Here is a 26,751-nt window from a genome sequence, read left to right as displayed (position 1 = left end):
TCCGCACAGCACGCACAAGGAGTTCGGTTCCATGGAAATCGGCAGCGTCATCTTTCTCTTCGTCGGCCTCGCCGTGGCCGTGGTTTTCATGGGTTTCAAGGTGGTGCCCCAGGGCTCGCAGTGGACGGTGGAGCGCTTCGGCCGCTACACCAACACGCTCAAGCCAGGACTGAACATCATAGTGCCGGTGATGGACCGCATCGGCCGCAAGCTCAGCGTCATGGAAACCGTGCTGGACATCCCGCCGCAGGAAGTCATCAGCGCCGACAACGCCATCGTGCAGATCGATGCGGTGTGCTTCTTCCAGGTGATCAACGCGGCCCAGGCCGCCTACGAGGTGAACAACCTCGAACACGCCATCCGCAACCTGGTGATGACCAACATCCGCACCGTACTCGGCTCCCTGGAACTGGACGCCATGCTCAGCCAGCGCGACGCGATCAACGAGCGCCTGCTCAAGACCGTGGACGAGGCCACCGCGCCCTGGGGCATCAAGATCACCCGCATCGAGATCAAGGACATCACCCCGCCCACCGACCTGGTCGAGGCCATGGCCAGCCAGATGAAGGCCGAGCGCCTCAAGCGCGCGCAGATCCTCGAGGCCGAGGGTCGCCGCCAGGCCGAAATCCTCACCGCCGAGGGCAAGAAGCAGGCGCAGATCCTCGAAGCCGAGGGCGAGCGCCAGGCCGCCTTCCTCGAGGCCGAGGCCCGCGAGCGCGCCGCCACCGCCGAGGCCGAGGCGACCCGGGTGGTGTCCGAAGCCATCGCCAGCGGCAACGTGCAGGCGGTGAACTACTTCGTCGCACAGAAGTACGTCGACGCCCTGGGCCAGCTGGCCAGCGCCCACAACAGCAAGGTGATCCTGATGCCGCTGGAGGCCAGCCAGGTGATAGGCGCGGTGGGCGGCATCGGCGAGATAGTCCGGGCCACCTTCGCCGGGGCGACCCATGCCGGCGGCGCCCCGGGCGAGCAGAAGGGCTGAGCCATGTGGGACTACCTGCAACACCTGGCGTTCTGGGACTGGCTGGCCGTCGGCACCCTGCTGCTGATCCTCGAGGTGTTCGGCGCCGGCGGCTACCTGCTATGGATCGGCCTGGCCGCCGCCGGCGTCGGCGTGCTGACCTACCTGTTCCCAGAGCTGCCCTGGGCCCTGCAGTTCCTCCTGTTCGGCCTGTTCTCGGTGCTCACCGCGGTGCTCTGGTGGCGCCGTCAGCGCACCGCAGCCAAGCCTTCCGACCAGCCCGGGCTGAATGCCCGTGGCAGCGAACTGCTCGGCCGCGAGTTCCCCCTGCATGAGGCGATCAGCGGCGGACGCGGCAAGATCAAGGCCGGCGACACGCTGTGGCTGGTCAGCGGCCCGGACCTGCCGACGGGCAGCCGGGTCCGGGTGGTCGGCCAGGACGGCGTGCTACTCAGGGTCGAGGCGGCGGCATAGGGGCCGCGGCACAGCCGAGGCGACGGAGCCTTCGGTCGACCCGCCGGAACCCGCAGGCTGCCGGCGACTCTGAGGAATATCACCACCGCTCGGGAGTCACCTCCATGCGCCGTCTCAGCCTGCCCCTGCTCGCCGCTCTGTCCCTCGCCGCCGCGCCGGCCTTCGCCGACAGTTTCTGGCGCGACGTGCTGTCGTCCGGGGCGACGACCGCCTCGACCTACCTGACCTTCAAGGACAAGAAGCTCATAGTGCCCGCCCAGGACGACGCCAGCAGCTTCATCGCCAGCGCCGGGCAGATCCGCGGCCCCTACCTGGAGGCGGCGCTGCAGCAGCTGCGCCGCGACCACCCCGAGTTGCAGGCCAGCGACCTGGAGCTGGCCGCCGCCATACTCGCCGCCGAGCCGCACTAGTCGCGGCACAGCGCATGCGGCCGCCCAGCGGTGGCCGCATGCGTTCGAGCATCCTCACTCCCGATAGGCGTCCAGCGGCACGCAGGCACAGAACAGGTTGCGGTCGCCGTAGACGTTGTCCACCCGGTTGACCGTCGGCCAGTACTTGTATGCCCGGCAGTGCGCGGTCGGCGTCACCGCCTCCTCGATGCCGTAGGGCCGCCGCCAGGGACCGAGCAGGTCCGCCAGGGTATGCGGCGCCTGCTTGAGCGGGTTGTCCTCGGCCGGCCACTCGCCGTTCTGCACCTTGGCGATCTCCGCGCGGATGCTCAGCATGGCCTCGATGAAGCGGTCCAGCTCATGCTTGTTCTCGCTCTCGGTCGGCTCGACCATCAGGGTGCCGGGCACCGGGAAGGACATGGTCGGCGCGTGGAAGCCGTAGTCCATCAGGCGCTTGGCCACATCCTCCTCGCTGATCCCGGTCTGCGCCTTGAGCGGGCGCAGATCGAGGATGCACTCGTGGGCCACCCGGCCGTTGCGCCCGCTGTAGAGCACCGGAAAGGCGCCGCCCAGCTGGTTGGCCAGGTAGTTGGCGCTGAGGATCGCCACCTCGGTGGCGTCCGCCAGCTGCGGGCCCATCATGGCGATGTACATCCAGCTGATCGGCAGGATGCTGGCGCTGCCCCAGGGCGCCGCGCTGACCGCGCCGTTCTGCGGGTCCGGGCCCTCGAGCTCGACCACCGGATGGTTGGGCACGAAGGGGGCCAGGTGCGCGCGCACGCCGATCGGCCCCATGCCGGGACCGCCGCCGCCGTGGGGGATGCAGAAGGTCTTGTGCAGGTTCAGGTGCGAGACGTCGGCGCCGATATCGGCCGGGCGGGTCAGGCCGACCTGGGCGTTCATGTTGGCGCCGTCCATGTACACCTGGCCGCCCTGGGCGTGGATCACCTGGCAGATCTCGCGGATACCCTCCTCGTAGACCCCGTGGGTCGAGGGGTAGGTGGCCATCAGGCAGGCCAGCTGCTCGCCGGCCTCGGCCGCCTTGCGCTTGAGATCGTCGAGGTCGACGTTGCCCGCGTCGTCGCACTCGACTATGACCACCCGCATGCTGGCCATCTGCGCCGAGGCCGGGTTGGTGCCGTGGGCCGAGGCCGGGATCAGGCAGATGTTGCGCTGACTGTCGCCGCGGCTCTCGTGGTAGCGCCTGATCGCCAGCAGCCCGGCGTACTCGCCCTGGGCGCCGGAGTTGGGCTGCATGCTGATGGCGTCGAAGCCGGTGATGGCGCACAACCAGGACTCCAGCTCGTCGATCATCAAACGGTAGCCCTGGGCCTGGTCCTGGGGCGCGAAGGGGTGCAGATCGGCGAACTGCGGCCAGGTGATGGGGATCATCTCGCTGGTGGCGTTGAGCTTCATGGTGCAGGAGCCGAGCGGGATCATCGCCTGGTTCAGGGCCAGGTCCTTGCTCTCCAGCTGCTTGAGGTAGCGCAGCATCTCGGTCTCGCTGTGGTGGGCATTGAACACCGGGTGGCTCAGATAGCCGCTGCGACGGGCCAGGGCGGCGGGGATGCCGTCATCGATCTCTCCGGCATCCAGCACGTCCACCTCCAGCCCGTGGTCGGCGCCGAGGAAGATGGCGAACAGCTGCATGACCGTCTGCTCGTCGCAGGTCTCGTCGAGGCTGACGCCGAGCTTGCCGCGGCCGAGGATGCGCAGGTTGATGCGCGCGGCCCGGGCCGACTCGATGATCGCCGCCTGGCTGCCGCCGACGTCCAGGGTCAGGGTGTCGAAGAAGTGCCGGTTGTCGCGGGCGATGCCGTGCTGCGCCAGGCCGGCGGCGAGCACGGCGGTCAGCCGGTGCACCCGCTGGGCGATGCGCTTGAGGCCCTCGGGACCGTGGTAGACCGCGTAGCAGCTGGCGATATTGGCCAGCAGCACCTGGGCGGTGCAGATGTTGGAGTTGGCCTTCTCGCGGCGGATGTGCTGCTCGCGGGTCTGCAGCGCCATGCGCAGGGCCAGGTTGCCGCGGCTGTCCTTGGACACGCCGATGATCCGCCCCGGCAGGGCCCGCTTGAAGGCATCGCGGGTGGCGAAGAAGGCCGCATGGGGGCCACCGTAGCCCATGGGCACGCCGAAACGCTGGGCCGAGCCGAACGCCACGTCGGCGCCCAGTTCGCCCGGCGGGGTCAACAGCAGCAGGCTGAGCGGGTCGCAGGCCACGCAGGCCAGGGCATCCTGGGCATGCAACCGCTCGATCAGCGGGCGCAGGTCGCGGATCTCGCCGTGGCTATCGGGGTACTGCAGCAATGCGCCGAACACCGGCTGCTCGCCGAGCCTGTCCGGCGTATCGACGACCAGGTCGAAACCGAAGGCCTCGGCGCGGGTGCGCACCACCGAGATGCTCTGCGGGTGACAGTTCTGGTCGACGAAGAACAGGTTGCTCTTGCTCTTGGCCACGCGCTTGGCCAGGGCCATGGCTTCGGCGGCGGCGGTGGCCTCGTCGAGCAGCGAGGCGCTGGCCAGCTCCAGGCCGGTCAGGTCGATGGTCAGCTGTTGGAAGTTCAGCAGCGCCTCCAGGCGCCCCTGGGCGATCTCCGGCTGGTAGGGCGTGTAGGCGGTGTACCAACCGGGGTTTTCCAGCACGTTGCGCAGGATCACCGTGGGGGTGAGGGTGCCGTGATAGCCCATGCCGATCAGGCTGGTCCAGACCTGGTTCTGCTCGGCGTAGCCCCGCAGCTTGGCCAGGGCGGCCTGCTCGTCCAGGGCCGCCGGCAGCTCCAGCGGGCGCTTCAGGCGGATCGCCGGCGGCACCGTCTGCTCGATCAGCGCCGCGCGACTGGGCAGCCCGAGGGCGGCCAGCATGGCCTGTTGCTCGGCCTCGTCCGGCCCTAGGTGGCGACGCAGGAAGGCGTCGGGCTGCTGCAACTGGGAAAGGCGGGGGGTCTGGGACATGGCCATCACTCTGCTAAAAAGACAAAGCCTCGACGATGCGAGGCTCTATCAGCTTAGGAAAAACTCAGAGTTCTGCCCGGAGGATCAGGCGTCCGCGTCGGCCTTGGCCTGGTAGCCGGCGGCGTCGAGCAGCTTGTCCAGCTCGCTGACATCGCTCGGCTTGAGCTTGAAGAACCAGCTGCCGTAGGGGTCGCCGTTGACGCTCTCGGGGCTGTCGGCCAGGGCCTCGTTGATGGCGATCACCTCGCCGCCGATCGGCGAGTAGATGTCGGAGGCGGCCTTGACCGATTCCACCACCCCGGCTTCCTGGCCGGCGGTCAGGGTCTTGCCGACGTCCGGCAGTTCGATGAACACCACATCGCCCAGGGCCTCCTGGGCGTGGTCGGAGATACCGACGGTAACGCTGCCGTCCGCCTCCAGACGAGCCCACTCGTGGCTGGTGGCGTAACGCAGATCGGCGGGGATAGTACTCATGTTTCGTTCCTCATCAGACATGACGGCGACCGCGCCGTCTGGAAAATTTAGCAGGCACTCGCCAGGGCGTCGGCCTTGCGTCGGAAAACCGGGCGCCTAGATCAGCGCCTTGCCATGGCGCACGAAACTCGGCTGGACCACCCGCACCGGGTACCACTTGCCGCGAATCTCCACCTCGGCACGCTCGGCGGTGGCCGCCGGCACCCGCGCCAGGGCGATGGACTTGTTCAGGGTCGGCGAGAAGCTGCCGCTGGTGATCTCGCCCTCGCCCAGGCCCTCGACCCGCACCATCTGATGGGCACGCAGTACGCCGCGCTCCTCCAGTACCAGGCCGACCAGCTTGGGCTGGTTGCCCGCCGCCCGCTGCGCCTGCAGCACGCTGCGACCGACGAACTGACGCGCCTGCGGCTCCCAGGCCACCGTCCAGGCCATGTTGGCGGCCAGCGGCGAGACGTTGTCGTCCATGTCCTGGCCATACAGGTTCATCCCGGCCTCCAGGCGCAGGGTGTCGCGCGCGCCCAGGCCGATCGGCGAGATGCCGGCGCCGACCAGGTCGTTGAAGAAGGCCATCGCCTGGTCGGCCGGCAGCATGATCTCCAGCCCGTCCTCGCCGGTGTAACCGGTGCGGGCGATGAACCAGTCGCCCTCGGCCAGGCCCTGGAAGGGTTTCAGTTCGTGGATCAGCGCGGCACGGGCCTGGGTCACCAGCTCGGCGGTCTTGGCCCGTGCCTGGGGGCCCTGGATGGCGAGCACGGCCAGTTCGCCGCGCTCCTGCAGCTCGACGGCGAAGCCGCTGCTCTGCTGGCGCATCCAGGCCAGGTCCTTGGCGCGGGTGGCGGCGTTGACCACCAGGCGGTAGCTCGGCCGGGCGTCGACGGTGCCGGTCAGGTAGACGATCAGGTCGTCGACCACCCCGCCCTGCTCGTTGAGCATGGCAGTGTAGAGGGCCTTGCCGGGTGCTTGCAGGCGCGCCACATCGTTGGCCAGCAGGTGCTGCAGGAAGGCCTGGGCCTGGTCGCCGCCGACGTCCACCACGCACATGTGGGAGACATCGAAGACCCCGCAGTCGCGGCGCACCTGATGGTGCTCCTCGACTTGCGAGCCGTAATGCAGCGGCATGTCCCAGCCGCCGAAGTCGACCATCTTCGCCCCCAAGGCGAGGTGCAGGTCGTAAAGAGCTGTGCGCTGTCCCATGGATGTCTCCTTGCGGGCTTGGCAGAGCCGCGGGCAGGTGCCGAAGCCCGGCTGAGCCTGCTGAAACAGGGCACTGGCACGGGGGTCGCGCACCCGGTCCGGATGACGGCCCGTGGCGAATGGCGCGCATTGTAGCCGCAAGGTCGGAGCGGGTCATCTTGGCCGATGGCCTCATGGCGCGGCTGACGCGGCGAATGCCTCGCCGTGCGGACTACGCGGACACGCCGCGTCCCGTCCCGACTAGCCGATACGCCGGGCGGAGCGGCGAATCAGCAGAATCACCGGCAGCAGTCCGACCAGTACCAGGGTCAGGGCCGGCAGGGCGGCGCGCGCCCACTCCCCTTCGCTGGTCATCTCGAACACCCGCACCGACAGGGTGTCCCAGCCGAAGGGGCGCATCAGCAGGGTCGCCGGCATCTCCTTGAGCACATCGACGAACACCAGCAGCGCCGCCGACAACACCCCCGGCACCAGCAACGGCAGGTAGACCCGCAGGAACAGCCCGACACCGCCGATCCCGAGGCTGCGCGAGGCCTCCGGCAGCGACGGGCGGATCCGCGCCAGGCTGTTCTCCACTGGGCCATAGGCCACCGCCATGAAGCGGATCAGGTAGGCCAGCAGCAGTGCCGAGAGGCTGCCCAGCAGCAGCGGCTGGGCCGGCCCGCCCAGCCAGGCGGACAGGGGGATCACCAGATGGCGGTCCAGGTAGCTGAACGCCAGCATGATCGCCACCGCCAGCACCGAGCCGGGCAGCGCATAGCCGAGATTGGCCAGGCCGACCAGCGAGCGCATCGGCCGGGTCGGCGCCAGGCGCCGGGAAAATGCCAGCAGCAGGGCCACGCCGACGGTGATCAGCGCGGCCAGCCCGCCGAGGTAGAGGGTGTGCAGGATCAGCGCGCTGTAGCGCTCGTCCAGGTCGAAGCGGCCGCGCTGCCAGAACCACACCAGCAGCTGCAGCACCGGGATGACGAAGGCGCAGGCGAACACCAGCCCGCACCAGGCACTGGCGGCCAGCGCCTGGCCACCCTTGAGGTGGTACAGCGCCTTGCCCCGCGGCCGCTCGTTGCTCGGCCGCACCGCGCCGCGGGCCCGGCGTTCGCCGTAGAGCGCGAGCATCACGCCCAGCAGCAGCAGGCTGGCCAGCTGGGTGGCGCTGGTCAGGCTGTAGAAGCTGTACCAGGTCTTGTAGATCGCCGTGGTGAAGGTGTCGAAGTTGAACACCGAGACCGCGCCGAAGTCGGCCAAGGTCTCCATGATCGCCAGGGCCAGGCCCGCGCCGATGGCCGGCCGCGCCACCGGCAGGGCCACCCGCCAGAACGCCCGCCAGGGGCTCAGGCCCAGCACCCGTGCGGCCTCCATCAGGCCCTTGCCCTGGGCCAGGAAGGCGCCCCGCGCAAGCAGGTAGACATAGGGATAGAACACCAGCACCAGGACGATGATCACCCCGCCGGTGGAGCGCACCCGCGGCAGGCGCAGGCCGCTGCCGAACCAGTCGCGCAGCAGGCTCTGCAGCGGCCCGGCAAAGTCCAGCAGACCGACGAAGACGAAGGCCAGGACATAGGCGGGGATGGCGAACGGCAACATCAGCGCCCAGTCCAGCCAGCGCCGGCCGGGAAACTCGCAGAGGCTGGTGAGCCAGGCCAGGCTGACCCCGAGCAGGGTCACCCCGACGCCGACACCGAGCACCAGCACCAGGGTGTTGCCGAGCAGGCGCAGCATCTGGGTCTGCCACAGGTGCGCCCAGATCTGCCGGTCCACCTCATGCCAGCTCAGCAGCAGCACGCTCAGCGGCAACAGCACCAGCAGGGCGACGGCGAAGGCGATGGGATACCAGCGACGCTGGGCAGGGTGGGCCACGCGGATTCCTCGGAGCGGAAAAAACGACGCCCCGGTCAGGCCGGGGCGTCGGGAGTATAAAGCCGGTTGGCCGTAGGGTGGAAAGCCGCGAAGCGTTTCCACCCGAGGGCGGTGGATGTAAAAAGCGCCCCCCCCTACCCGGCCGTCATCAGTTCCAGCCGGCGCGATCCATCAGCATGGTGGCTTCGGCCTGGCGCTTGCCGGCCACTTCCACCGGGATGCTGTCGGCCTTGAAGTTACCCCAGGCGGCGACCTCGTCGGACGGGGCGACCTTCGGGTTGGCCGGGAACTCCTGGTTCAGCGCGCCGAACAGACCCTGGGCCTCGTCACCGGTCATCCACTCCAGCAGCTGCTGGGCCGCCTCGGCGTGGGGCGCGTGCTTGGTCACGCCGGCGCCGGACAGGTTGACGTGCACGCCGCGGTCATTCTGGTTGGGCCAGAACAGCTTGGCCTTCAGATCCGGGTTCTGCTTGTGCAGGCGGGCGAAGTAGTAGCTATTGACGATACCCACGTCGCACTGGCCGGCATCGATGGCCTGGATCAGCGCGGTGTCGTCCGGAAACACATCGGTGGCCAGGTTGTTCACCCAGCCCTTGACGATCTCCTCGGTCTTGGCCGCGCCATGGGTCTCGATCAGGGTGGCGGTCAGCGACTGGTTGTACACCTTCTTGCTGGTGCGCAGGCACAGGCGGCCTTCCCAGTTCTTGTCGGCCAGGGCTTCGTAGGTGGTCAGCTCGCTCGGCTGCACCCGCTCGGTGGAATAGACGACGGTCCGCGCGCGCAGCGACAGGCCGGTCCAGCTGCCGGTGCTGGAGCGGTACTGGGCCGGGATGTTCTGCTCGATCACCGCCGACTGCAACGGCTTGAGCACGCCTTCCTGCTCGGCCTGCCAGAGGTTGCCGGCGTCCACGGTGATCAGCATGTCGGCCGGGGTGTTCTCGCCCTCGGCCTTGAGGCGGGCCAGCAGCGGCGCCTCCTTGTCGGTGATGAACTTCACCGGCACGCCGGTCTTGGCGGTATAGGCATCGAATACCGGCTTAATCAGCTCGTCGATACGGGCGGAGTAGACCACCACTTCATCGGCGGCCTGCACGGCACCGGCCAGCGCGGTGAGGGTGAGAGCGGCGAACAGACGCTTGCTTGCTTGCATGGATCCTGCCTCTACTGCTTAGGAGAATTGAGGCAAAGAATACTAGTGAATCCCATTTAGTTTCTCAACTCGGTCTCGTCACTGCCGACCGCGGGTCGCCATCACCGAGCCCGACACTCGGCCGTCAGGCAGCCCAGCGGAAGACGGCACCCCGGGGCATGCCGAAGCCACTAGGGGCGCGCCAGCTCGGGCAGGTCGCCGGACAGGCCGAGGGCCTGGCGAACGAACAGGGCCTTGGCCTCGGGCAGGCCATCGACCCAGTCGAGGCCGGCGTTGCGCAGCCAGCGCAGCGGCAGCGGATCGGCCTGGAACAATCGCTCGAAGCCCTCCATCGCCGCCATCATCGCCAGGTTGTGGGGCATGCGCCGGCGCTCGTAGCGGCTCAGCACCCGCTCCTCGGCCAGGCGCTCGCCGCGCCCCAGGGCATGCCCCAGCACCTCGGCGAGCACGGCGGCGTCGAGGAAGCCGAGATTGACCCCCTGCCCGGCCAACGGATGAATGCTGTGGGCGGCATCGCCGATCAGCGCCAAGCCCTCCTCCACGTAGCGCTTGGCGTGGCGCTGGCGCAGCGGAATGCACAGGCGCTTGTCGGCGTGCAGCACCGTGCCCAGGCGCAACTCGAAGGCGCGGCCCAGCTCACGACAGAAGGCGCCGTCGTCCAGGGCCATCAGGCGCTCGGCCTCGCTCGGCAGCACCGACCAGACGATCGAGCACCAGTGCTGGTCGTCGCCGGAGTCGAGCGGCAGGAAGGCCAGCGGGCCGTCGTCGGTGAAACGCTGCCAGGCCGTGGCCTGGTGCGGCTCGGTGCAGCGCACGCTGGTGACGATGGCATGGTGCAGGTAATCCCACTCGCGGGTGGCGCAACCGGCCAGACGGCGCACCGCCGAGTGGGCGCCGTCGGCGGCCACCAGCAGCGGCGTGCGCAATTCGCGGCCATCGGCCAGGTTCAGCAGCCAGCCATCGCCGGAGCGGCGCAGGCGCTCCAGGCGCGCCCCAGCCAGCAGGCCGATGTCGCTGTCGTGCAGGCGCTCGAGCAGGGCATCCTGCACCACGCGGTTCTCGACTATGTGACCGAGCACTGCGGCGTGCACGCTGGCGGCGCTGAAGTGGATCTGCCCGGTGCCGGCGCCATCCCACACGCGCATCTCGGCATAGGCGCTGGCGCGCCGGGCGACGATGCCCGGCCACACGCCGAGGCGCTCGAGCACCCGCTGGCTGGCCGCCGAGAGCGCGCTGACCCGCGGCTCGAAGGCCGCGCTGCGCTCGAAGGGGGCGACGCTGAGCGTCCCGCCGTCCACCAGCAGAATCTCCAGACCGGCATCCTGCAGGGCCAACGCCAGGGCGCTGCCGACCATACCGGCGCCGACGATGATCAGATCCGCATCCATGTCCATTCCTTAATCAGCCTGTCGCGCACGGGGCTTGAGCCGCACGTAGAGGGTCTTGTGCACCCGCGCCACCAGCTCGCCGGCGCCATCGCGCACCTCGACCTGCAACTCGGGCAAGTATTTATCGCCACCGGCGGTACGGGCGCGAACCTCCGCCAGCAGGGCGTCGTCGAGGCGGAACTCGGCGTACACCGGGCCACGCCCCGGGGCGACGAAGTCGATGCTGGCGGCCTTGTCCCAGACAATGTAATCGGCGCCGAGATTCTCCAGCAGCATGAGCATGAAGAAGGGATCGGTCATCGCGTAGAGGCTGCCGCCGAACTGGGTGCCGACGTAATTGCGGTTGTACCAGCTCAGGCCCAGATTGACCCGCACCAGGCGCCAGTCCGCGCCTATATGCCGCACCCGGATGCCGGCGCCCAGGTAGGGCGGGTAGAGGTTCAGCGCCCAGCGCAACCAGCGCGCCTTGCGCGCCGAGCGGCCCGTGTCCATGCGCCGACTCAAGGCTGCGCGCGGGTGCCCAGGCCCATGGCCTGGCGGGCGAACCAGCGCTTGGCCGGCGGCAGCAGATCCAGGCCGAGCAGGCCGATATTGCGCCCGGCGGCGAGCAGCGGCTCGCCATTGCTGAACAGCCGGGTGACCCGGTCGGAGAAGCCCAGGGTCAGCTGCTGATCGCCCCGCTGCCGCCGCAGGTAGCCCTGCAGTACGGCGAAATCGCCCAACGGCGCACGGCTGGCCAACAGCGCCTCGGCCAGGGCCTGGGTATCGCGCAGGGACAGGTTGTAGCCCTGACCGGCGATCGGGTGCAGGCTGTGGGCGGCATTGCCGAGCACCACCAGGTGCGGGCGCACCTGCTCCTGGGCCTCGGTCAGCACCAGGGGGTAGAGGTGGCGGGCACCGACCTGGCGAATGGCGCCGAGGCGATAGCCGAAGACCTGCTGCAGCTCGTCGCGAAAGGCCGTCTCGCCCAGGCGCAGCAAACGCTCGGCGTCTGCCTCGGCCCGCGTCCAGACCAAGGCGCAGCGGTTCTCCGGCAGCGGCAGCAGGGCCATGGGCCCGTCCTCGGTGAAGCGCTCGAAGGCCTGGCCGCGGTGGGCTTCCTGCGGCGTGAGATTGGCAATCAGCGCACTCTGCCCATAGGGCCGATGGCTGACGCCGATGCCGAGCTGCTCGCGCAACCCCGAGCGGCCGCCGTCGGCCAGCACCGCCAGGTCGCACTCCAAGCAGGACTCGTCGTCCAGGGTCAGTCGGTAGCCGTCCGCCAGCGCCTCCAGCCGGGTCACCTGGGCCGGGCTACGCCAGCTGACCACTTCGGCGTCGAGGGCCTGCCACAGGCACTGGCCGAGCCAGGCGTTCTCCGCCACGTAGCCCAGCGCCGGCACCCCCTCCTCCAGCGCGCTGAGACGCGCCGCGGCGAAGCGGCCACGGTCGGAGACATGGATCTGCTGGATCGGCTCGGCGCGCCGGGCAATCTGCTGCCAGATACCCAGGCGCTGGTAGATCTGCTGCGAACCATAGGACAGCGCGGTGGCGCGCGCATCGTAACTGGGCTGGTAACCCTCGCCGGGGGTGAAGGCCTCGATCAGGAAGATCTGCCAACCGCGCGCCTTGGCCGCAGCCTGCAGGGCCAGGGCCAGGCTGGCGCCGACCAGGCCGCCGCCGATGATCGCCAGGTTGACCCGCGACATGGCCTCAGGCCACCTCGCTGCGGGTCGCGGCCATCAGCGCCTCGATCTCGGCGACGCTCTTGGGCACATCGGTGGTGAGGATCTCGCAGCCGTCCTTGGTCACCACCACGTCGTCCTCGATACGCACGCCGATGCCGCGCCACTTCTTCGCCACGTTCGGGTTATCGGCCGCGATATAGATGCCCGGCTCGACGGTCATGGCCATGCCGACTTCGAGTTCGCGCCAGACGCCGCCGACCTTGTAGTCGCCGACATCGTGCACGTCCATGCCCAGCCAGTGGCCGGCGCGGTGCATGTAGAAGGGCTTGTAGGCCTCGCTGGCGATCAGCTCCTCGACCTCGCCCTCGAGCAGGCCCAGCTCCACCAGGCCGGCGGTGATCACCCGCACGGTCGCCTCGTGGGCCTCGTTCCAGTGCCTGCCCGGGGCGATGTACTTGAACGCCTCCTCGTTGGCCGCCAGCACCAGCTCGTAGATGGCCTTCTGCTCCGCGGAGAAGCGCCCGTTGACCGGGAAGCAGCGGGTGATGTCGCTGGCGTAGCAGTCGATCTCGCAGCCGGCGTCGATCAGCACCAGGTCGCCATCCTTGAGCGGCGCGTCGTTCTCGCGGTAGTGCAGGATGCAGGCGTTCCGGCCGGCGGCGACTATGGAGCCGTAAGCCGGCATCTTCGCCCCGCCTTTGCGGAACTCGTAGTCCAGCTCGGCCTCCAGATGGAACTCGTGCAGGCCCGGGCGGCTGGCCTGCATGGCGCGGATGTGGGCACGGGCGGATATCTGCGCGGCCTCGCGCATCACCTTGACCTCGGCGGCGCTCTTGTACAGGCGCATGTCGTGCAACAGATGATCGAGGGCGACGAATTCGTTGGGCGGCTGGGCGCCCTGGCGCGCCTTGGAGCGAATCTGGTTGATCCACTCCATCAGGTGGCGGTCGAACTCCTGGTTGGTGCCCATGGCGTAGTAGACCCGCTCGCGGCCCTCGATCAGGCCCGGGAGGATGTCGTCGATGTCGCCGATGGGGAAGGCATCGTCGGCGCCGTACTGGGCGATGGCGCCGTCCTGGCCGGCGCGCAGGCCGTCCCACAGCTCGCGTTCGGGATCGCGCTCACGACAGAACAACACGTATTCGCCGTGTTCGCGGCCGGGAATCAGGGCGATCACCGCCTCCGGCTCGGGAAAGCCGGAGAGGTACTGGAAGTCGCTGTCCTGGCGGTAGACGTGCTCGACGTCACGGTTGCGGATGTACACCGGCGCGGCCGGCAAGATGGCGATGCTGTTGGGCTCCATCTGCGCCATCAGCGCCTTGCGCCGACGGGCGTATTCCGACTTGGGGATGCTGGTCATGGGCAGGACGGTCCAGTGCGAGGGGGGGGAGGAGTCAGTGCAGCGACGGCTTGGCGGCCGCCACCGGCTTGGCGCACTCGCTGAACAGCAGCAGCGGGGCGACGCGCAGGTATTCCATCACTTCCATATAGTCGTTCTCGCCGTCCTCCGACTCCTCCAGGGCATTCTGCACCTGGGCGATGGCCGACAGGTCCTGCAGCACCTCCATGGCCTCGGCGCTCAGGGCCTGGTCGCCGGCGGTCAGGCCGAAGCCGCCGAGAAAGCCCTGACACCACTGGCCCAGGGCCTTGGCCCGCTCCTGCAGCGGCGCCTCGTCCGGCGGCAGCAACAGCACCACGGCGATCTCGTCGCCGGCCAGCTCGCCCTTGACCATCTCCTGTAGGCCGATCAGCGCCTGGCGCACGTTGTCCTGCGGGGCCTCGCCCAGCAACTCGGCGGCGTCCACCAGCCAGCCGTCGACATCGAAGCCGGCGCCGGCGCAGCTGCGCCCCAGCAGCAGGCCGTGCAACTCGGCGGGGGAAACGGGATTGGTGCTGCTGGCGAGCAGCGCGGCAAAGGCGGCGTAGGCGGAACTGGAAGTCGACATAGATAACTAGGCGCCAGACGGCGCAATCACTAGAATGGAGGCCTCGTATCCTAGCACCGGCAGGCGCGGCAAGACCATCGGCGGGTTTGACCCCATCGCCCGTCGCGCCTATATAGTCCGGTCAATCCTTGCCTTAGCGAGAGCCCATGGAAGACGCCGATCTGCACGCCCTTACGACCAAGCTGGACCTGCTGATCCAGCGCGTCGAGCAGCTTAAGGCCCACAACCGACTCCTCCTGGCGAATGAAAAGGCCTGGCGCGAAGAACGCGCCCATCTGATCGAAAAGAACGAAATGGCCCGGCACAAGGTCGAATCGATGATTTCGCGCCTCAAAGCCCTGGAGCAGGACTCATGACCCAGTCGAATACCGTCACCGTCCACATCCTGGACAAAGAATATTGCATCGCCTGTCCGCCGGACGAACGCGCCAACCTGGAAAGTGCTGCGCGCTACCTGGATGGCAAGATGCGCGAGATCCGCTCCAGCGGCAAGGTCATCGGCGCCGACCGCATCGCCGTGATGGCCGCCCTGAACATCTCCCATGAGCTGCTGCACAAGCAGCAAGACCTGGAGCAGCATTCGAGTTCGACCCGCAACCAGGTGCGCAGCCTGCTCGAGCGGGTCGACCTTGCTCTGGCCAATGACGGCGATGGCCAAGGTGCCTGATTGCAACGCCACGGTTTCGGGTATACTGGCGCCGCTCCCTGGAGTGTGCGCCAGTCGGTGATGTCCCTGAGCCGATACGCACAAACCCGGGGGTTGCATGTTGAGGCAGGTGTGCATGTCCGCCTGACGGAAAGCCTTAACGCCTCCTGCAACCTCCACCTTGAACTCTCGGGTTCAAGGGCTAAACCGACAGCGGCACGTCGGGGAGCCACCTCTTTCTGCCTGCTGCCCTGCCCCGGCAACCGGTATCCTGCCTGATATGCTCGAAGCCAACGACCTGACCCGTGCGCAACTGCGCCGCCTGCTGCGCAAGGCCCGCAGCGCCCTCGACGCACCGGCCCAGCGCCGCGCCGCGCAGGGCCTGTATCGCCAACTGAGCCATCACCCACGCTTTCGCCGCGCGCGGCACATCGCCCTGTACCTGCCCAACGACGGCGAGATCGACCCCAGGCCACTGCTGCGCGCCGCCCAGCGGCGCGGCAAGGCCACCTACCTGCCGGTGCTCAACCATTGGCCGCGCAGCAAGATGGTGTTCCAGCGAGTACGCGCTCACGAAAAAATGATCCCGAACCGCTTCCGCATTCCCGAGCCCAAGCGCAGCCGGGCGCAGCAGCGCAAGATCTGGGCACTGGATCTGATCCTGCTGCCGCTGGTCGGTTTCGACCGCCATGGCGGCCGCCTGGGCATGGGCGGCGGTTTCTACGACCGCAGCCTCGGCTATCGCGACATGCGCAAAAATTGGCACAAGCCGACCCTGTTGGGCCTGGCCCACGAATGCCAGCAGGTGGATCGGCTGACCATGGCCAGCTGGGACGTGCCGCTCGAGGCGACGGTGACGGACAAGGGCTGGTACTGAAGGCGGCATCCCGGCACCGCGTCAACCGCGGCGCCGGGATGCCAGGGCTTGCGGCCTCAGGGCTGCTGGGTGACCTCGGCGGGCGCCTGACTCTGGCGCTCCCACAGGCTCTGGGTGTAACCCGTAGTAACCATGCCCAGGCTGAACAGTATGACCAATACCCACAGTAGATCTGGCTTGCGTTTCATCGAATGCCTCCCCCTTCAAGGCACACTGCGCACGGTGGACCGGCGGCGTTTTTCTTATCGGCCGAATGAGCTGCCTGGCGCGAGGGCCGGCATTGTCGGCCAACCTCGAGCACCTCGCAATATCAGGCGCCAAACGGTTGTCGACTGCACTTACGACCATAGGTTCGCTAAATGGACCGAGCAAAGGGAGCAAAGTTCATGCCTTACTGGCTGATGAAATCGGAACCGGACGAACTCTCCATCCACGACCTGCAGCGCCTCGGCGAAACCCGCTGGGACGGGGTGCGCAACTACCAGGCGCGCAACTTCCTGCGCAGTATGCAGGCCGGCGACGAGTTCTTCTTCTATCACTCCAGCTGCCCCGAGCCCGGCATCGCCGGGATCGCTGCCATCAGCCGGACGGCCTATACCGATCCGAGCGCGCTCGACCCGCACAGCCACTACTTCGACGCCAAGGCCAGCGCCGAGAAGAACCCCTGGAGCGCGGTCGACGTGCGCTTCGTCGAGGCCTTCGCCCGGGTCATCCCGCTGGCCGAACTGAAGCAGCAAAGCGCCCTGCTCGAGCTGCCCCTGGTGCAGCGCGGCAGCCGTCTGTCGGTGATGCCGGTCAACGCCGAGCAGTGGGCAGCCATCCTCGCCCTGCGCTAGGTGCAGGGCGCCGCGCAGCCCCTCGTCAGCGCTGCAGGATCAGGTTGTTGAACAGCAGGTCCTCGACCACCGGCAGCCCCTCTTCCTGGGTGAGCACCTGTTGCACCTGCTTCAACGCCTCCTGACGCAGGACCTCCTTGGCATCCGGCGCACTCAGGCCTTCCTCGGTCTGCTGGGCGAACAGCATCACCAGCTGATTGCGGATCAGCGGCTCATGGTGCGTCACCTTGGCCTGAGCCTCGGGCCCGCTGACCCGTAGCGCCACATCGGCCTTGTAGAACTTCAGCTTCGGCCCACTGCCGAAGTTGCCGACCAGGGCCGGGAACAGGTTGTGGTAGATCACCTGCGGTGCGGCGGCCTTCTCCTCCTCTTCGGCCAGGGCCGACAGGGGCAGCGACAGGGCGAACAGTGCAGCGATAAGGACTTTCACGAGCGAGATCTCCACTAGGTTGCGCCCTAGCATAGCCATTGCCGGGCCGGCGCCCAAGCCCGATGCTTATGCCGCGCCATCAGGCCGGGCCATGCTCGTTGACCGCCGGAACCGCCTTCCTACACTGCGGGCCATACCCCAAGAGGACGAATCCGATGAAAGCCGTGCTGTGCAAAGCCTTCGGCCCCGCCGAAACCCTGGTCCTGGAAGATGCCCCCGACCCCGAGCCGAAGAAGAACGAAGTGCTCCTCGAGATCCACGCCGCCGGGGTCAACTTCCCCGACACCCTGATCATCGAAGGCAAGTACCAGTTCAAGCCGCCCTTCCCCTTCTCCCCGGGCGGCGAAGCCGCCGGCGTGGTGAAGGCGGTCGGCGAGAAGGTCGGCCACCTCAAGGTCGGCGACCGGGTCATGGCCCTGACCGGTTGGGGCAGCTTCGCCGAACAGGTCGCGGTGCCCGGCTACAACGTCATGCCCGTTCCGCCGAGCATGGACTTCGTCAGCGCCGCCGCCTTCGGCATGACCTACGGCACCTCGATGCACGCACTCAAGCAGCGGGGCAAGCTGCAACCCGGCGAGACCCTGCTGGTACTCGGCGCCTCCGGCGGCGTCGGCCTGGCCGCGGTGGAGATCGGCAAGGCCATGGGCGCCAGGGTGATCGCCGCGGCCAGCAACGCGGAGAAACTGGAGGTGGCCAGGGCCGCGGGGGCCGACGAACTGATCGACTACAGCGAGCAGAGCCTGAAGGACGAGGTAAAGCGCCTGACCGGCGGTCAGGGCGCCGACGTGATCTACGACCCGGTGGGCGGCGACCTGTTCGACGCCGCCATCCGCAGCATCGCCTGGAACGGCCGCCTGCTGGTGGTCGGCTTCGCCAGCGGGCGCATCCCCGAACTGCCGGTCAACCTGGCCCTGCTCAAGGGCGCTGCGGTGGTCGGGGTGTTCTGGGGCGCCTTCGCCCAGCGCCAGCCCCAGGACAACGCCACCAACTTCCGGCAGCTGTTCGCTTGGCATGCCGAGGGCAAACTCAAGCCGCTGGTCTCGCAGACCTTCGCGCTGGAACAGGCCGGCGCGGCGATCGACTGCCTCGGGCGGCGCCAGGCGGTGGGCAAGCTGGTGGTCCGGGTCAGGTAGACCGCGCCAACGAAAAAGGCCGCCAAACTGGCGGCCTTTTTCATGAACGGCGCTCAGCCCCTGGGTGCATAGGCGAACACGTCGGCACGCATCTGGTGCGCGTCCATGCCGGCCTCGACCAGCGCATCCAGGGTCGCGTAGACCATCGCCGGCGAGCCGCTGGCGTAGACGTGCAGCGGCTTGAGGTCGGCGAAGTCCTCGCGCACCGCCTCGTGCAGCAGGCCGCAGCGGCCCGCCCAGCCACACTGGTCGCTGACCACCTGGTGCAGGAACAGATTGTCCAGCCCCTGCCAATCGCTCCAGCACGGCAGCTGGTAGAAATCCTCGGGCCGCCGGGCACCCCAGTACAGGTGCACCGGATGCTTGAAGCCGGCGGCGCGACAATGCTCGATCAGACTGTGCATCTGTGCCATGCCGGTGCCGGCGGCGATCAGCACCAGCGGGCCCTCCGGCAGCTCGGCCAGGTGGGTGTCGCCGAACGGCAACTGCACCCGGGCAAAGCCCTGGCCACGGAGGAAGGCCAGCAGACCGCGGGTCGCCTCGTCGCGGGCCAGGATATGCAGCTCCAGCTCGCGGCCGCGGTGCGGCGCCGAGGCCAGGGAAAAGGCGGCGAACTCGCCGTCCTCGCGCTGCAGCAGCAGGTACTGGCCGGCGTGATAGCGCGGGTTCTTGCCCGCCGGCGTACGCAGCTGCACGCGGAACACGTCGCCGCCCACCGCCTCGCAGGCGATCAGCTGGCAGCTCAGCTCGCGCACCGCCAGTTCGCCGGGCGCCATCACCCCGTCCCAGTGCAGCACGCAGTCGCCCAGCGGCTCGGCCAGGCAGGTGAGCAGCTCGCCATGATCCAGTTCGGCATCGCCCTGACGCACCCGCCCCTCGACCAGCAATGCCGCGCAGATATGGCAGTTGCCGTTGCGGCAGCTTTGCGGGCAGTCGTAGCCCAGGCGCCGGGCGGCGTCGAGGATGCGCTCACCGGGCCGAGCCTCGAGCACCGCGCCTGAAGGTTGCAGAGTGACACGCATCAATCGATTCCCAACTCGTTCCATAGTTCGTCGACCCGTCGCTTGACCGCCTCGTCCTGGACGATGGCGCGGCCCCATTCGCGCGTGGTTTCGCCCGGCCACTTGTGGGTGGCGTCCAGCCCCATCTTCGAGCCCAGGCCGGAGACCGGCGAGGCGAAGTCCAGGTAGTCGATCGGCGTGTTGTCGATCAGCACCGTGTCGCGCTTGGGGTCCATGCGCGTGGTGATGGCCCAGATCACGTCGTTCCAGTCCCGCGCATCGACGTCGTCATCGGTGACGATAACGAACTTGGTGTACATGAACTGTCGCAAAAACGACCAGACACCGAGCATCACCCGCTTGGCGTGGCCCGGGTACTGCTTCTTCATGGTCACCACCGCCATGCGGTAGGAGCAGCCTTCCGGCGGCAGGTAGAAGTCGGTGATCTCGGGGAACTGCTTCTGCAGGATCGGCACGAAGACTTCGTTGAGCGCCACGCCGAGGATCGCCGGCTCGTCCGGCGGCCGCCCGGTGTAGGTGCTGTGGTAGATCGGCTCACGGCGGCGGGTGATGCGCTCGACGGTGAACACCGGGAAGCGGTCGACCTCGTTGTAGTAGCCGGTGTGGTCGCCGTAGGGCCCCTCGTCGGCCATCTCGCCGGGGTGGATCACCCCCTCCAGGACGATCTCGGCGCTGGCCGGCACCTGCAGCTCGCTGCCGCGGCACTTGACCAGCTCGGTCTTGTTGCCCCGCAGCAGGCCGGCGAAGGCGTATTCGGAGAGGCTGTCGGGCACCGGGGTGACGGCGCCGAGGATGGTCGCCGGATCGGCGCCGAGGGCCACGGCCACCGGATAGGGCCGGCCCGGGTATTTCTCGCACCAGTCGCGGAAATCCAGGGCGCCGCCGCGGTGGCTGAGCCAGCGCATGATCAGCTTGTTGCGGCCGATCACCTGCTGGCGGTAGATGCCGAGGTTCTGCCGCTCCTTGTTCGGCCCCTTGGTGACGGTCAGGCCCCAGGTGATCAGCGGGCCGACATCGCCGGGCCAGCAGGTCTGCACCGGCAGCTTGCCCAGGTCGACGTCCTCGCCCTCCTCGATCACCTCCTGGCAGGGCGCGTCCTTGAGCACCTTGGGCGCCATGGCCAGGACCTTCTTGAAGATCGGCAGCTTGGACCAGGCGTCCTTGAGCCCCTTCGGCGGCTCCGGCTCCTTGAGGAAGGCCAGCAGCTTGCCGATCTCGCGCAGCTCGCCGACCTCCTCGGCCCCCATGCCCAGGGCCACCCGCTTGGGCGTGCCGAACAGGTTGCCGAGCACCGGCATGGCGAAGCCCGTGGGCTGCTCGAACAAGAGTGCCGGGCCGCCGCGGCGCAGGGTGCGGTCGCAGATCTCGGTCATTTCCAGCACCGGGGAAACCGGCGTGTGGATACGCTTGAGTTCGCCGCGCGCCTCCAGGCCACGGATAAAGTCGCGCAGGTCGCGATACTGCATGCAGGAGCCTCGTCTCGGGCCAGCCAGTGGGGGGGCAAAGTTTAGCGCCGAACTGGGTTATTCAGAAGGATAGCGGGCACGCAGATACACGAAAGCCGGGTTTCCCCGGCCTTCGTCACAGCGCAGCGGCTTACTTGCGACGCATCGACAGGAAGAACTCGTCGTTGGTCTTGGTTGCCTTGAGCTTGTCGATCAAGAACTCGATGGCGGCGATCTCGTCCATCGGGTGCAGCAGCTTGCGCAGGATCCACATGCGCTGCAGCTCGTCCTCGGCGGTCAGCAACTCCTCGCGGCGGGTGCCGGACTTGTTGATGTTGATGGCCGGGAACACGCGCTTCTCGGCGATCCGGCGGTCCAGCGGCAGCTCCATGTTGCCGGTGCCCTTGAACTCCTCGTAGATCACCTCGTCCATCTTCGAGCCGGTCTCCACCAGCGCGGTGGCGAGGATGGTCAGCGAGCCGCCCTCCTCGATGTTGCGCGCGGCGCCGAAGAAACGCTTGGGCTTCTCCAGGGCGTGGGCATCGACACCACCGGTGAGCACCTTGCCGGAGCTGGGGATCACGGTGTTGTAGGCGCGCGCCAGGCGGGTGATGGAGTCGAGCAGGATGACCACGTCCTTCTTGTGCTCGACCAGGCGCTTGGCCTTCTCGATCACCATCTCGGCGACCTGCACGTGGCGGGTCGGCGGCTCGTCGAAGGTCGAGGCGACCACTTCGCCGCGCACGGTACGCTGCATCTCGGTCACTTCTTCCGGGCGCTCGTCGATCAGCAGGACGATCAGGTGGCACTCGGGGTTGTTGCGGGTGATGTTGGCCGCGATGTTCTGCAGCATGATGGTCTTGCCGGCCTTGGGCGGGGCGACGATCAGGCCGCGCTGGCCCTTGCCGATCGGTGCGCAGAGGTCGATCACCCGACCGGTGATGTCCTCGGTGGAGCCGTTGCCGGCCTCCATCATCAGGCGCTGATTGGGGAACAGCGGCGTCAGGTTCTCGAACAGGATCTTGCTCTTGGCGTTCTCCGGACGGTCGTAGTTGATGGTATCGACCTTGAGCAACGCGAAGTAACGTTCGCCTTCTTTCGGCGGGCGGATCTTGCCGACGATGGTGTCGCCGGTGCGCAGGTTGAAGCGGCGGATCTGGCTGGGCGAGACGTAGATGTCGTCCGGGCCGGCCAGATAGGAGGCGTCCGCGCTGCGAAGGAAGCCGAAACCGTCCTGGAGGATCTCCAGCACGCCATCACCGGAGATTTCCTCGCCGCTCTTCGAGTGTTTCTTCAGCAGCGAGAAAATCACGTCCTGCTTGCGCGAACGGGCCATGTTCTCGATGCCCATCTGTTCGGCCATTTCCAGCAGTTCGGTGATCGGCTTTTGCTTGAGTTCGGTCAGATTCATAGGAATGACGTAATCATGAAGGAGGGAAAATAAGCTAGTAGCTTGGGAAGCCGCGCCGCTGGGAGGCGAAAGGATCGCCTACGGGTGTAGCGAAGATATTCGAGTAGGAATGCGTCGGCGACGGCTTGCAGAGGGCTGCATAGGAAATGCAGCGAGGCCGAATGTAACACCGGCCCGACGAAGGCGTCTAGCCTTCGGCCAGAAAAAAGCCCCGCAGGTGACGGGGCTTTTTCGTGCACAGCGACTTTAGATGTTGCTGTCGAGGAAAGCCGCCAGTTGCGACTTGGACAGGGCGCCGACCTTGGTCGCCTCGACGTTGCCGTTCTTGAACAGCATCAGGGTCGGGATACCGCGCACGCCGTACTTCGGCGGGGTGTCCTGATTCTCGTCGATGTTCAGCTTGCAGACCTTCAGCTTGCCCTGGTAGGTCTGGGCGATCTCGTCAAGAACCGGGGCAATCATCTTGCACGGGCCGCACCACTCAGCCCAGTAGTCGACCAGTACCGGACCCTCAGCCTGGATAACTTCTTCATCGAAGCTAGCATCGCTGACGTTGGTGATGAAATCGCTCATGGAAAGTCTCCGTGTTCGGAAGCAAAAAGTGATCGATATCATAGCCCGGCTTGCCTGGCACAGGAAGGCGGGCGCCATTGAGCTTAACTATGGGGCAGGACAAACTTATCGACGCCTGACCGTCATGGCCGACGCTGCGAGGCCGGCCATGCGACAACAGTATGCGTTGGCTCACCCGGCCTATCGTGGCAGGATGGCCCTGTCCCGTGTCGAGACCCTGACCCCATGCCGCACACCCCAGCCGAGTCCTTTCCCTTGATTGCAGCCATTGACCTGGGTTCCAACAGCTTCCACATGGTTCTGGCCAAGGCCGATCACGGCGAGATCCGCGTGCTCGAACGCCTCGGCGACAAGGTCCAGTTGGCCGCCGGCATCGACGAGCAGCGCCTGCTCAGCGAGGACGCCATGGTCCGCGGACTCGACTGCCTGCGCCGCTTCGCCCAGCTGACCGCCAGCCTGCCGGAGGGCGCGGTACGCATCGTCGGCACCAACGCCCTGCGCGAGGCGCGCAACCGCGCCGAGTTCATCCGCCGCGCCGAGGCAATCCTCGGCCATCCGGTGGAGGTCATCTCCGGCCGCGAGGAGGCGCGCCTGATCTACCTCGGCGTGTCCCACAGCATCGCCGACACCCCGGGCAAGCGCCTGGTCGCCGACATCGGCGGCGGCAGCACCGAGTTCATCGTCGGCCAGCGCTTCGAACCCCTGCTGCGCGAGAGCCTGCAGATGGGCTGCGTCAGCTATACCCAGCGCTTCTTCCGCGACGGCAAGATCACCCCGGCCCGCTATGCCCAGGCTTACACCGCGGCGCGCCTGGAGGTGATGGGCATCGAGCACGCCCTGCGCCGGCACAAGTGGGAAGACGCGGTCGGCGCCTCCGGCACCATCAAGGCCGTCGGCCTGGCTATCCAGGCCGCCGGCCTGGGCACCGGCGAGATCAACGCCGAAGGCCTGGCCTGGCTCAAGCGCAAGCTGTTCAAGCTCGGCGAGGTGGACAAGCTCGACCTCGAGGGCATCAAGCCGGATCGGCGCGGCATCTTCCCCGCCGGCCTGGCGATTCTCGAGGCCATCTTCGATGCCTGCGACATCCAGCGCATGGTCCATTCCGAAGGGGCGCTGCGCGAGGGCGTGCTCTACGACCTGCTCGGCCGCCACCAGCACGAGGACGTGCGCGAGCGCACCCTGAGCGCACTGATGGAACGCTATCACGTCGACCTGGAGCAGGCCGCACGGGTCGAAAGCAAGGCGCTGGAAGCCCTGGAGCAGGTCAAGCACAGCTGGCAACTCAGCGATGACTGGCACCGCGAGCTGTTGGTGTGGGCCGCACGGGTCCACGAGATCGGCCTGGACATCGCCCACTACCAGTACCACAAGCACGGCGCCTACCTGGTCGAGCACTCCGACCTGGCCGGCTTCTCGCGCCTCGACCAGCAGATGCTGGCGCTGCTGGTGCGCGGCCATCGGCGCAACATTCCCAAGGAGAAGCTCGCCGACTTCGGCGAAGAAGGCATCAAGCTGGTGCGCCTGTGCGTGCTGCTACGCTTCGCCATCCTCTTCCACCACATCCGCGGCACCCAGGAAATGCCCCAGGTACAGCTGCGGGCAGACCAGGGCAGCCTGGAGATTCGCTTCCCGGACGACTGGCTGGCGGCCAACCCGCTGACCCAGGCCGACTTCACCCAGGAAGCGGAGTGGCTCAAGCGGGTCGGCATCGACCTCAGCGTGCGCTGACCACCGGCGCGGTGAGCTTCTCCAGCAGGCCGGCCTGGGCGCTGCGCGGGTTCTGGTTGCCGGTCGGGCTGCAGCGCAGGTAACGGCCATCCGGCTGCAGCACCCAGGCCTGGGTGTTGTCGGTCAGGTAGCTTTCCAACTCCTTCTTCACCCGGGTGATCAGCTTCTTGCCCTCGACCGGGAAGCAGGTCTCGACGCGCTTGTCCAGGTTGCGCTCCATCCAGTCGGCACTGGACAGGTAGATCTTCTCCTCGCCCTCGTTGAGGAAGTAGAACACCCGGGTGTGTTCGAGGAAGCGGCCGATGATCGAGCGCACCTGGATGTTGTGCGACACCCCGGGAATGCCCGGGCGCAGGCAGCACATGCCGCGCACCACCAGGTCGATCTTCACCCCGGCCTGACTGGCCTTGTACAGCGCGCGGATGATCTTGGCGTCGGTCAGCGAATTGAACTTGGCGATGATGTGCGCCGGCTTGCCCTCGCCGGCCAGCGCCGTCTCGCGGGCGATCAGGTCGAGCAGGGTCTTCTTCAGGGTGAAGGGCGCGTGCAGCAGCTTCTTCATGCGCAGGGTCTTGCCCATGCCGATCAGCTGGCTGAACAGCTTGGCCACGTCCTCGCCGAGGGCCACGTCGGCGGTGAGCAGGCTGTAGTCGGTGTACAGGCGGGCGTTGCCGGCGTGGTAGTTGCCGGTGCCGACGTGGGCGTAGCGGACGATGTCGCCGTTCTCGCGGCGCAGGATCAGCATCATCTTGGCGTGGGTCTTGAACCCCACCACGCCGTAGATCACCACCGCGCCGGCGGCCTGCAGACGGCTGGCCAGAGCGAGGTTGGACTCCTCGTCGAAGCGCGCACGCAGCTCGATCACCGCGGTGACCTCCTTGCCGTTGCGCGCCGCCTCCACCAGGGCATCGACTATCTCCGAGTTGGCCCCGCTGCGGTACAGGGTCTGCTTGATCGCCAGCACGTGGGGGTCCTTGGCGGCCTGGCGCAGCAGGTCGACCACCGGGGTGAAGGACTCGAAGGGGTGCAGCAGGAGGATGTCCTGCTTGCTGACCACGCTGAAGATGTTCTCGCTGTTCTGCAGCAGCTTGGGGATCACCGGGGTGAACGGCGTGTACTGCAGTTCCGGATGGCTATCCAGACCGGTGATGCTGAACAGCCGGGTCAGGTTGACCGGGCCACCGACCTGGTACAGCTCGCCCTCGGTCAGGCCGAACTGCTTGAGCAGGTAGTCGGACAGGTTCTTCGGGCAGCTGTCGACCACCTCCAGACGCACCGCATCGCCGTAGCGCCGGGAGAACAGCTCGCCACGCAGGGCGCGGGCCAGGTCCTCGACGTCCTCAGTATCCACCGACAGGTCGGCGTTGCGGGTCAGGCGGAACTGGTAGCAGCCCTTGACCTTCATGCCCTGGAACAGGTCGTCGGCATGGGCGTGGATCATCGAGGAGAGGAACACGTAGTTGGCACCGGGCCCGCCCACGTCTTCCGGCACCCGGATCACCCGCGGCAGCAGGCGCGGCGCCGGGATGATCGCCAGGCCCGAATCGCGGCCGAAGGCGTCGACCCCCTCCAGCTCGACGATGAAGTTCAGGCTCTTGTTCACCAGCAGCGGGAAGGGGTGGGTCGGATCGAGGCCGATCGGGGTGATGATCGGCGCGATCTCGTCGCGGAAGTAGCGGCGCACCCAGGCCTTGACCTTGGTGTTCCAGTGGCGGCGGCGGATGAAGTTGATGTTGTGCTTGGCCAGGGCCGGAAACAGCACGTCGTTGAGGATCGCATACTGGCGGCCGACCTGCTCGTGCACCAGCTCGCTGATGCGCGCCAGCGCCTGGTGCGGCTGCAGGCCGTCGGCACCGGCCTGCTCGCGGGCGAAGTTGATCTGCTTCTTCAGCCCGGCGACGCGGATCTCGAAGAACTCGTCGAGGTTGCTGGAGAAGATCAAGAGGAACTTCAGCCGCTCCAGCAGCGGATAGGACTCGTCCAGCGCCTGCTCCAGCACGCGGATGTTGAACTGCAGCTGCGACAGCTCGCGATGGATGTACAGGCTGCTGTCGTCCAGGCTCGGCACCACCAGCGGCGGCGCCGGTGTGGGCGCCTCGACCGGCACCGGCTCCGGCGGTTCCGGCAACTCGGCGGCCGGCGCCTGGGGCTCGAGCAGTTCGCTCTGGGTGAGTCCTTCGGTATTCATCGTCTGGTCC

26 protein-coding genes and 1 other RNA gene are annotated in these 26,751 nt (G+C 67.6%); 10 read left to right on the top strand and 17 right to left on the bottom strand.

Annotated elements, in window-relative coordinates; translation table 11 throughout:
- Positions 1-31 precede the first annotated feature (31 nt).
- The 3 genes from SBP02_RS01255 (at position 32) to SBP02_RS01245 (ending at position 1,845) form a co-directional block, all read left to right on the top strand.
- Positions 32-982, top strand: a complete 951-nt coding sequence (locus SBP02_RS01255) for an SPFH domain-containing protein (RefSeq protein WP_318644607.1) — start codon at positions 32-34, stop codon at positions 980-982.
- A gap of 3 nt (positions 983-985) precedes the next feature.
- Entirely contained in the window at positions 986-1,435 is a 450-nt protein-coding gene (locus SBP02_RS01250) for an NfeD family protein (protein WP_318644606.1), read from the top strand.
- Between the two features lie 104 nt (positions 1,436-1,539).
- Positions 1,540-1,845, top strand: a complete 306-nt coding sequence (locus SBP02_RS01245; RefSeq protein ID WP_318644605.1) for a DUF2388 domain-containing protein — start codon at positions 1,540-1,542, stop codon at positions 1,843-1,845.
- Positions 1,846-1,899: 54 nt separating this feature from the next.
- On the opposite strand, the gene gcvP is transcribed toward SBP02_RS01245, so the two are convergent.
- The 10 genes from gcvP to SBP02_RS01195 form a co-directional block, all read right to left on the bottom strand.
- Entirely contained in the window at positions 1,900-4,776 is a 2,877-nt protein-coding gene (gene gcvP / locus SBP02_RS01240; protein ID WP_318644604.1) for an aminomethyl-transferring glycine dehydrogenase, read from the bottom strand.
- An 84-nt stretch (positions 4,777-4,860) separates the two neighbouring features.
- Positions 4,861-5,250, bottom strand: coding sequence for a glycine cleavage system protein GcvH (gcvH, locus tag SBP02_RS01235; RefSeq protein WP_318644603.1), 390 nt, complete (start codon positions 5,248-5,250; stop codon positions 4,861-4,863).
- Between the two features lie 96 nt (positions 5,251-5,346).
- Positions 5,347-6,444: a glycine cleavage system aminomethyltransferase GcvT gene (gcvT, locus tag SBP02_RS01230; RefSeq protein ID WP_318644602.1), complete on the bottom strand. Its 1,098-nt coding sequence runs from the start codon at positions 6,442-6,444 to the stop codon at positions 5,347-5,349.
- A 240-nt stretch (positions 6,445-6,684) separates the two neighbouring features.
- Positions 6,685-8,301 carry an ABC transporter permease gene (locus tag SBP02_RS01225; protein WP_318644601.1) on the bottom strand — a complete coding sequence of 539 codons (1,617 nt, stop codon included), beginning with the start codon at positions 8,299-8,301 and terminating at the stop codon, positions 6,685-6,687.
- A 148-nt stretch (positions 8,302-8,449) separates the two neighbouring features.
- Positions 8,450-9,451 (bottom strand): extracellular solute-binding protein, encoded by a 1,002-nt coding sequence (locus tag SBP02_RS01220; protein WP_318644600.1) that lies wholly within the window; start codon positions 9,449-9,451, stop codon positions 8,450-8,452.
- A 170-nt stretch (positions 9,452-9,621) separates the two neighbouring features.
- Positions 9,622-10,839, bottom strand: coding sequence for a 2-octaprenyl-3-methyl-6-methoxy-1,4-benzoquinol hydroxylase (locus SBP02_RS01215; RefSeq protein ID WP_318644599.1), 1,218 nt, complete (start codon positions 10,837-10,839; stop codon positions 9,622-9,624).
- A gap of 9 nt (positions 10,840-10,848) precedes the next feature.
- Positions 10,849-11,331 (bottom strand): DUF4442 domain-containing protein, encoded by a 483-nt coding sequence (locus SBP02_RS01210; RefSeq protein ID WP_318644598.1) that lies wholly within the window; start codon positions 11,329-11,331, stop codon positions 10,849-10,851.
- 8 nt (positions 11,332-11,339) lie between these two features.
- The gene (gene ubiH, locus SBP02_RS01205) at positions 11,340-12,527 is read right to left on the bottom strand and encodes a 2-octaprenyl-6-methoxyphenyl hydroxylase (protein ID WP_318644597.1); all 1,188 of its coding nucleotides are present in this window, start codon (positions 12,525-12,527) and stop codon (positions 11,340-11,342) included.
- Between the two features lie 4 nt (positions 12,528-12,531).
- Complete coding sequence (pepP, locus tag SBP02_RS01200; protein WP_318644596.1) at positions 12,532-13,866, bottom strand: Xaa-Pro aminopeptidase; 1,335 nt, start codon at positions 13,864-13,866, stop codon at positions 12,532-12,534.
- Positions 13,867-13,900: 34 nt separating this feature from the next.
- Positions 13,901-14,452, bottom strand: coding sequence for a YecA/YgfB family protein (locus tag SBP02_RS01195; RefSeq protein WP_318644595.1), 552 nt, complete (start codon positions 14,450-14,452; stop codon positions 13,901-13,903).
- A 146-nt stretch (positions 14,453-14,598) separates the two neighbouring features.
- Here SBP02_RS01195 and SBP02_RS01190 point away from each other — a divergent pair, with 146 nt between their 5' ends.
- The 4 genes from SBP02_RS01190 to SBP02_RS01175 all read left to right on the top strand — a co-directional run bounded on the left by SBP02_RS01190 (position 14,599) and on the right by SBP02_RS01175 (position 15,975).
- Positions 14,599-14,808 carry a TIGR02449 family protein gene (locus SBP02_RS01190; protein WP_208707910.1) on the top strand — a complete coding sequence of 70 codons (210 nt, stop codon included), beginning with the start codon at positions 14,599-14,601 and terminating at the stop codon, positions 14,806-14,808.
- Positions 14,805-15,119 carry a cell division protein ZapA gene (locus tag SBP02_RS01185; protein ID WP_318644594.1) on the top strand — a complete coding sequence of 105 codons (315 nt, stop codon included), beginning with the start codon at positions 14,805-14,807 and terminating at the stop codon, positions 15,117-15,119. Before SBP02_RS01190 ends, SBP02_RS01185 begins: the two co-directional genes overlap by 4 nt.
- Positions 15,120-15,151: 32 nt before the next feature.
- Positions 15,152-15,330: non-coding RNA, 6S RNA (gene ssrS, locus SBP02_RS01180), on the top strand.
- Positions 15,331-15,378: 48 nt separating this feature from the next.
- Complete coding sequence (locus SBP02_RS01175; protein ID WP_318644593.1) at positions 15,379-15,975, top strand: 5-formyltetrahydrofolate cyclo-ligase; 597 nt, start codon at positions 15,379-15,381, stop codon at positions 15,973-15,975.
- A 56-nt stretch (positions 15,976-16,031) separates the two neighbouring features.
- On the opposite strand, the gene SBP02_RS01170 is transcribed toward SBP02_RS01175, so the two are convergent.
- Entirely contained in the window at positions 16,032-16,163 is a 132-nt protein-coding gene (locus SBP02_RS01170) for a hypothetical protein (RefSeq protein WP_318644592.1), read from the bottom strand.
- A 198-nt stretch (positions 16,164-16,361) separates the two neighbouring features.
- Here SBP02_RS01170 and SBP02_RS01165 point away from each other — a divergent pair, with 198 nt between their 5' ends.
- Positions 16,362-16,811: an EVE domain-containing protein gene (locus SBP02_RS01165; protein WP_318644591.1), complete on the top strand. Its 450-nt coding sequence runs from the start codon at positions 16,362-16,364 to the stop codon at positions 16,809-16,811.
- Positions 16,812-16,836: 25 nt separating this feature from the next.
- On the opposite strand, the gene SBP02_RS01160 is transcribed toward SBP02_RS01165, so the two are convergent.
- On the bottom strand, positions 16,837-17,241 hold the full coding sequence (locus tag SBP02_RS01160) for a flagellar basal body-associated FliL family protein (RefSeq protein ID WP_318644590.1): 405 nt from the start codon (positions 17,239-17,241) through the stop codon (positions 16,837-16,839).
- A 155-nt stretch (positions 17,242-17,396) separates the two neighbouring features.
- Here SBP02_RS01160 and SBP02_RS01155 point away from each other — a divergent pair, with 155 nt between their 5' ends.
- Positions 17,397-18,374, top strand: a complete 978-nt coding sequence (locus tag SBP02_RS01155; RefSeq protein WP_318644589.1) for an NADPH:quinone oxidoreductase family protein — start codon at positions 17,397-17,399, stop codon at positions 18,372-18,374.
- A 53-nt stretch (positions 18,375-18,427) separates the two neighbouring features.
- Here SBP02_RS01155 and SBP02_RS01150 read toward each other — a convergent pair whose 3' ends face one another.
- The 4 genes from SBP02_RS01150 to trxA form a co-directional block, all read right to left on the bottom strand.
- Complete coding sequence (locus SBP02_RS01150; RefSeq protein ID WP_318644588.1) at positions 18,428-19,396, bottom strand: CDP-6-deoxy-delta-3,4-glucoseen reductase; 969 nt, start codon at positions 19,394-19,396, stop codon at positions 18,428-18,430.
- Positions 19,396-20,862, bottom strand: coding sequence for a 4-hydroxy-3-polyprenylbenzoate decarboxylase (gene ubiD, locus SBP02_RS01145; protein WP_318644587.1), 1,467 nt, complete (start codon positions 20,860-20,862; stop codon positions 19,396-19,398). The genes SBP02_RS01150 and ubiD overlap by 1 nt, the downstream gene beginning before the upstream one ends.
- Before the next feature lie 130 nt (positions 20,863-20,992).
- Positions 20,993-22,252, bottom strand: coding sequence for a transcription termination factor Rho (gene rho / locus SBP02_RS01140; RefSeq protein WP_318644586.1), 1,260 nt, complete (start codon positions 22,250-22,252; stop codon positions 20,993-20,995).
- A 246-nt stretch (positions 22,253-22,498) separates the two neighbouring features.
- A complete protein-coding gene (gene trxA, locus SBP02_RS01135) occupies positions 22,499-22,825 on the bottom strand; it encodes a thioredoxin TrxA (RefSeq protein ID WP_318644585.1) in 327 nt (108 codons plus the stop codon).
- A gap of 225 nt (positions 22,826-23,050) precedes the next feature.
- Here trxA and ppx point away from each other — a divergent pair, with 225 nt between their 5' ends.
- Positions 23,051-24,553, top strand: a complete 1,503-nt coding sequence (gene ppx, locus SBP02_RS01130; RefSeq protein WP_318644584.1) for an exopolyphosphatase — start codon at positions 23,051-23,053, stop codon at positions 24,551-24,553.
- On the opposite strand, the gene ppk1 is transcribed toward ppx, so the two are convergent.
- Positions 24,540-26,741 (bottom strand): polyphosphate kinase 1, encoded by a 2,202-nt coding sequence (gene ppk1 / locus SBP02_RS01125; protein WP_318644583.1) that lies wholly within the window; start codon positions 26,739-26,741, stop codon positions 24,540-24,542. The two genes, ppx and ppk1, sit on opposite strands and share 14 nt — an antisense overlap.
- Positions 26,742-26,751: the final 10 nt, after the last annotated feature.

The organism is Pseudomonas benzenivorans (assembly GCF_033547155.1).
GTDB classification, from domain to species: domain Bacteria; phylum Pseudomonadota; class Gammaproteobacteria; order Pseudomonadales; family Pseudomonadaceae; genus Aquipseudomonas; species Aquipseudomonas benzenivorans_B.
The sequence above is the reverse complement of the archived record's forward strand: the minus strand, read 5'-3'. Positions and strand labels throughout refer to the sequence as shown.

Coding starts and splice junctions, on each gene's coding strand:
- SBP02_RS01255 (WP_318644607.1), top strand. CDS start 32: ATGGAAATCGGCAGCGTCATCTTTCTCTTCGTCGGCCTCGCCGTGGCC.
- SBP02_RS01250 (WP_318644606.1), top strand. CDS start 986: ATGTGGGACTACCTGCAACACCTGGCGTTCTGGGACTGGCTGGCCGTC.
- SBP02_RS01245 (WP_318644605.1), top strand. CDS start 1,540: ATGCGCCGTCTCAGCCTGCCCCTGCTCGCCGCTCTGTCCCTCGCCGCC.
- gcvP (WP_318644604.1), bottom strand. CDS start 4,776: ATGTCCCAGACCCCCCGCCTTTCCCAGTTGCAGCAGCCCGACGCCTTC.
- gcvH (WP_318644603.1), bottom strand. CDS start 5,250: ATGAGTACTATCCCCGCCGATCTGCGTTACGCCACCAGCCACGAGTGG.
- gcvT (WP_318644602.1), bottom strand. CDS start 6,444: ATGGGACAGCGCACAGCTCTTTACGACCTGCACCTCGCCTTGGGGGCG.
- SBP02_RS01220 (WP_318644600.1), bottom strand. CDS start 9,451: ATGCAAGCAAGCAAGCGTCTGTTCGCCGCTCTCACCCTCACCGCGCTG.
- SBP02_RS01215 (WP_318644599.1), bottom strand. CDS start 10,839: ATGGATGCGGATCTGATCATCGTCGGCGCCGGTATGGTCGGCAGCGCC.
- SBP02_RS01210 (WP_318644598.1), bottom strand. CDS start 11,331: ATGGACACGGGCCGCTCGGCGCGCAAGGCGCGCTGGTTGCGCTGGGCG.
- ubiH (WP_318644597.1), bottom strand. CDS start 12,527: ATGTCGCGGGTCAACCTGGCGATCATCGGCGGCGGCCTGGTCGGCGCC.
- pepP (WP_318644596.1), bottom strand. CDS start 13,866: ATGACCAGCATCCCCAAGTCGGAATACGCCCGTCGGCGCAAGGCGCTG.
- SBP02_RS01195 (WP_318644595.1), bottom strand. CDS start 14,452: ATGTCGACTTCCAGTTCCGCCTACGCCGCCTTTGCCGCGCTGCTCGCC.
- SBP02_RS01190 (WP_208707910.1), top strand. CDS start 14,599: ATGGAAGACGCCGATCTGCACGCCCTTACGACCAAGCTGGACCTGCTG.
- SBP02_RS01185 (WP_318644594.1), top strand. CDS start 14,805: ATGACCCAGTCGAATACCGTCACCGTCCACATCCTGGACAAAGAATAT.
- SBP02_RS01175 (WP_318644593.1), top strand. CDS start 15,379: ATGCTCGAAGCCAACGACCTGACCCGTGCGCAACTGCGCCGCCTGCTG.
- SBP02_RS01170 (WP_318644592.1), bottom strand. CDS start 16,163: ATGAAACGCAAGCCAGATCTACTGTGGGTATTGGTCATACTGTTCAGC.
- SBP02_RS01165 (WP_318644591.1), top strand. CDS start 16,362: ATGCCTTACTGGCTGATGAAATCGGAACCGGACGAACTCTCCATCCAC.
- SBP02_RS01155 (WP_318644589.1), top strand. CDS start 17,397: ATGAAAGCCGTGCTGTGCAAAGCCTTCGGCCCCGCCGAAACCCTGGTC.
- SBP02_RS01150 (WP_318644588.1), bottom strand. CDS start 19,396: ATGCGTGTCACTCTGCAACCTTCAGGCGCGGTGCTCGAGGCTCGGCCC.
- ubiD (WP_318644587.1), bottom strand. CDS start 20,862: ATGCAGTATCGCGACCTGCGCGACTTTATCCGTGGCCTGGAGGCGCGC.
- rho (WP_318644586.1), bottom strand. CDS start 22,252: ATGAATCTGACCGAACTCAAGCAAAAGCCGATCACCGAACTGCTGGAA.
- trxA (WP_318644585.1), bottom strand. CDS start 22,825: ATGAGCGATTTCATCACCAACGTCAGCGATGCTAGCTTCGATGAAGAA.
- ppx (WP_318644584.1), top strand. CDS start 23,051: ATGCCGCACACCCCAGCCGAGTCCTTTCCCTTGATTGCAGCCATTGAC.
- ppk1 (WP_318644583.1), bottom strand. CDS start 26,741: ATGAATACCGAAGGACTCACCCAGAGCGAACTGCTCGAGCCCCAGGCG.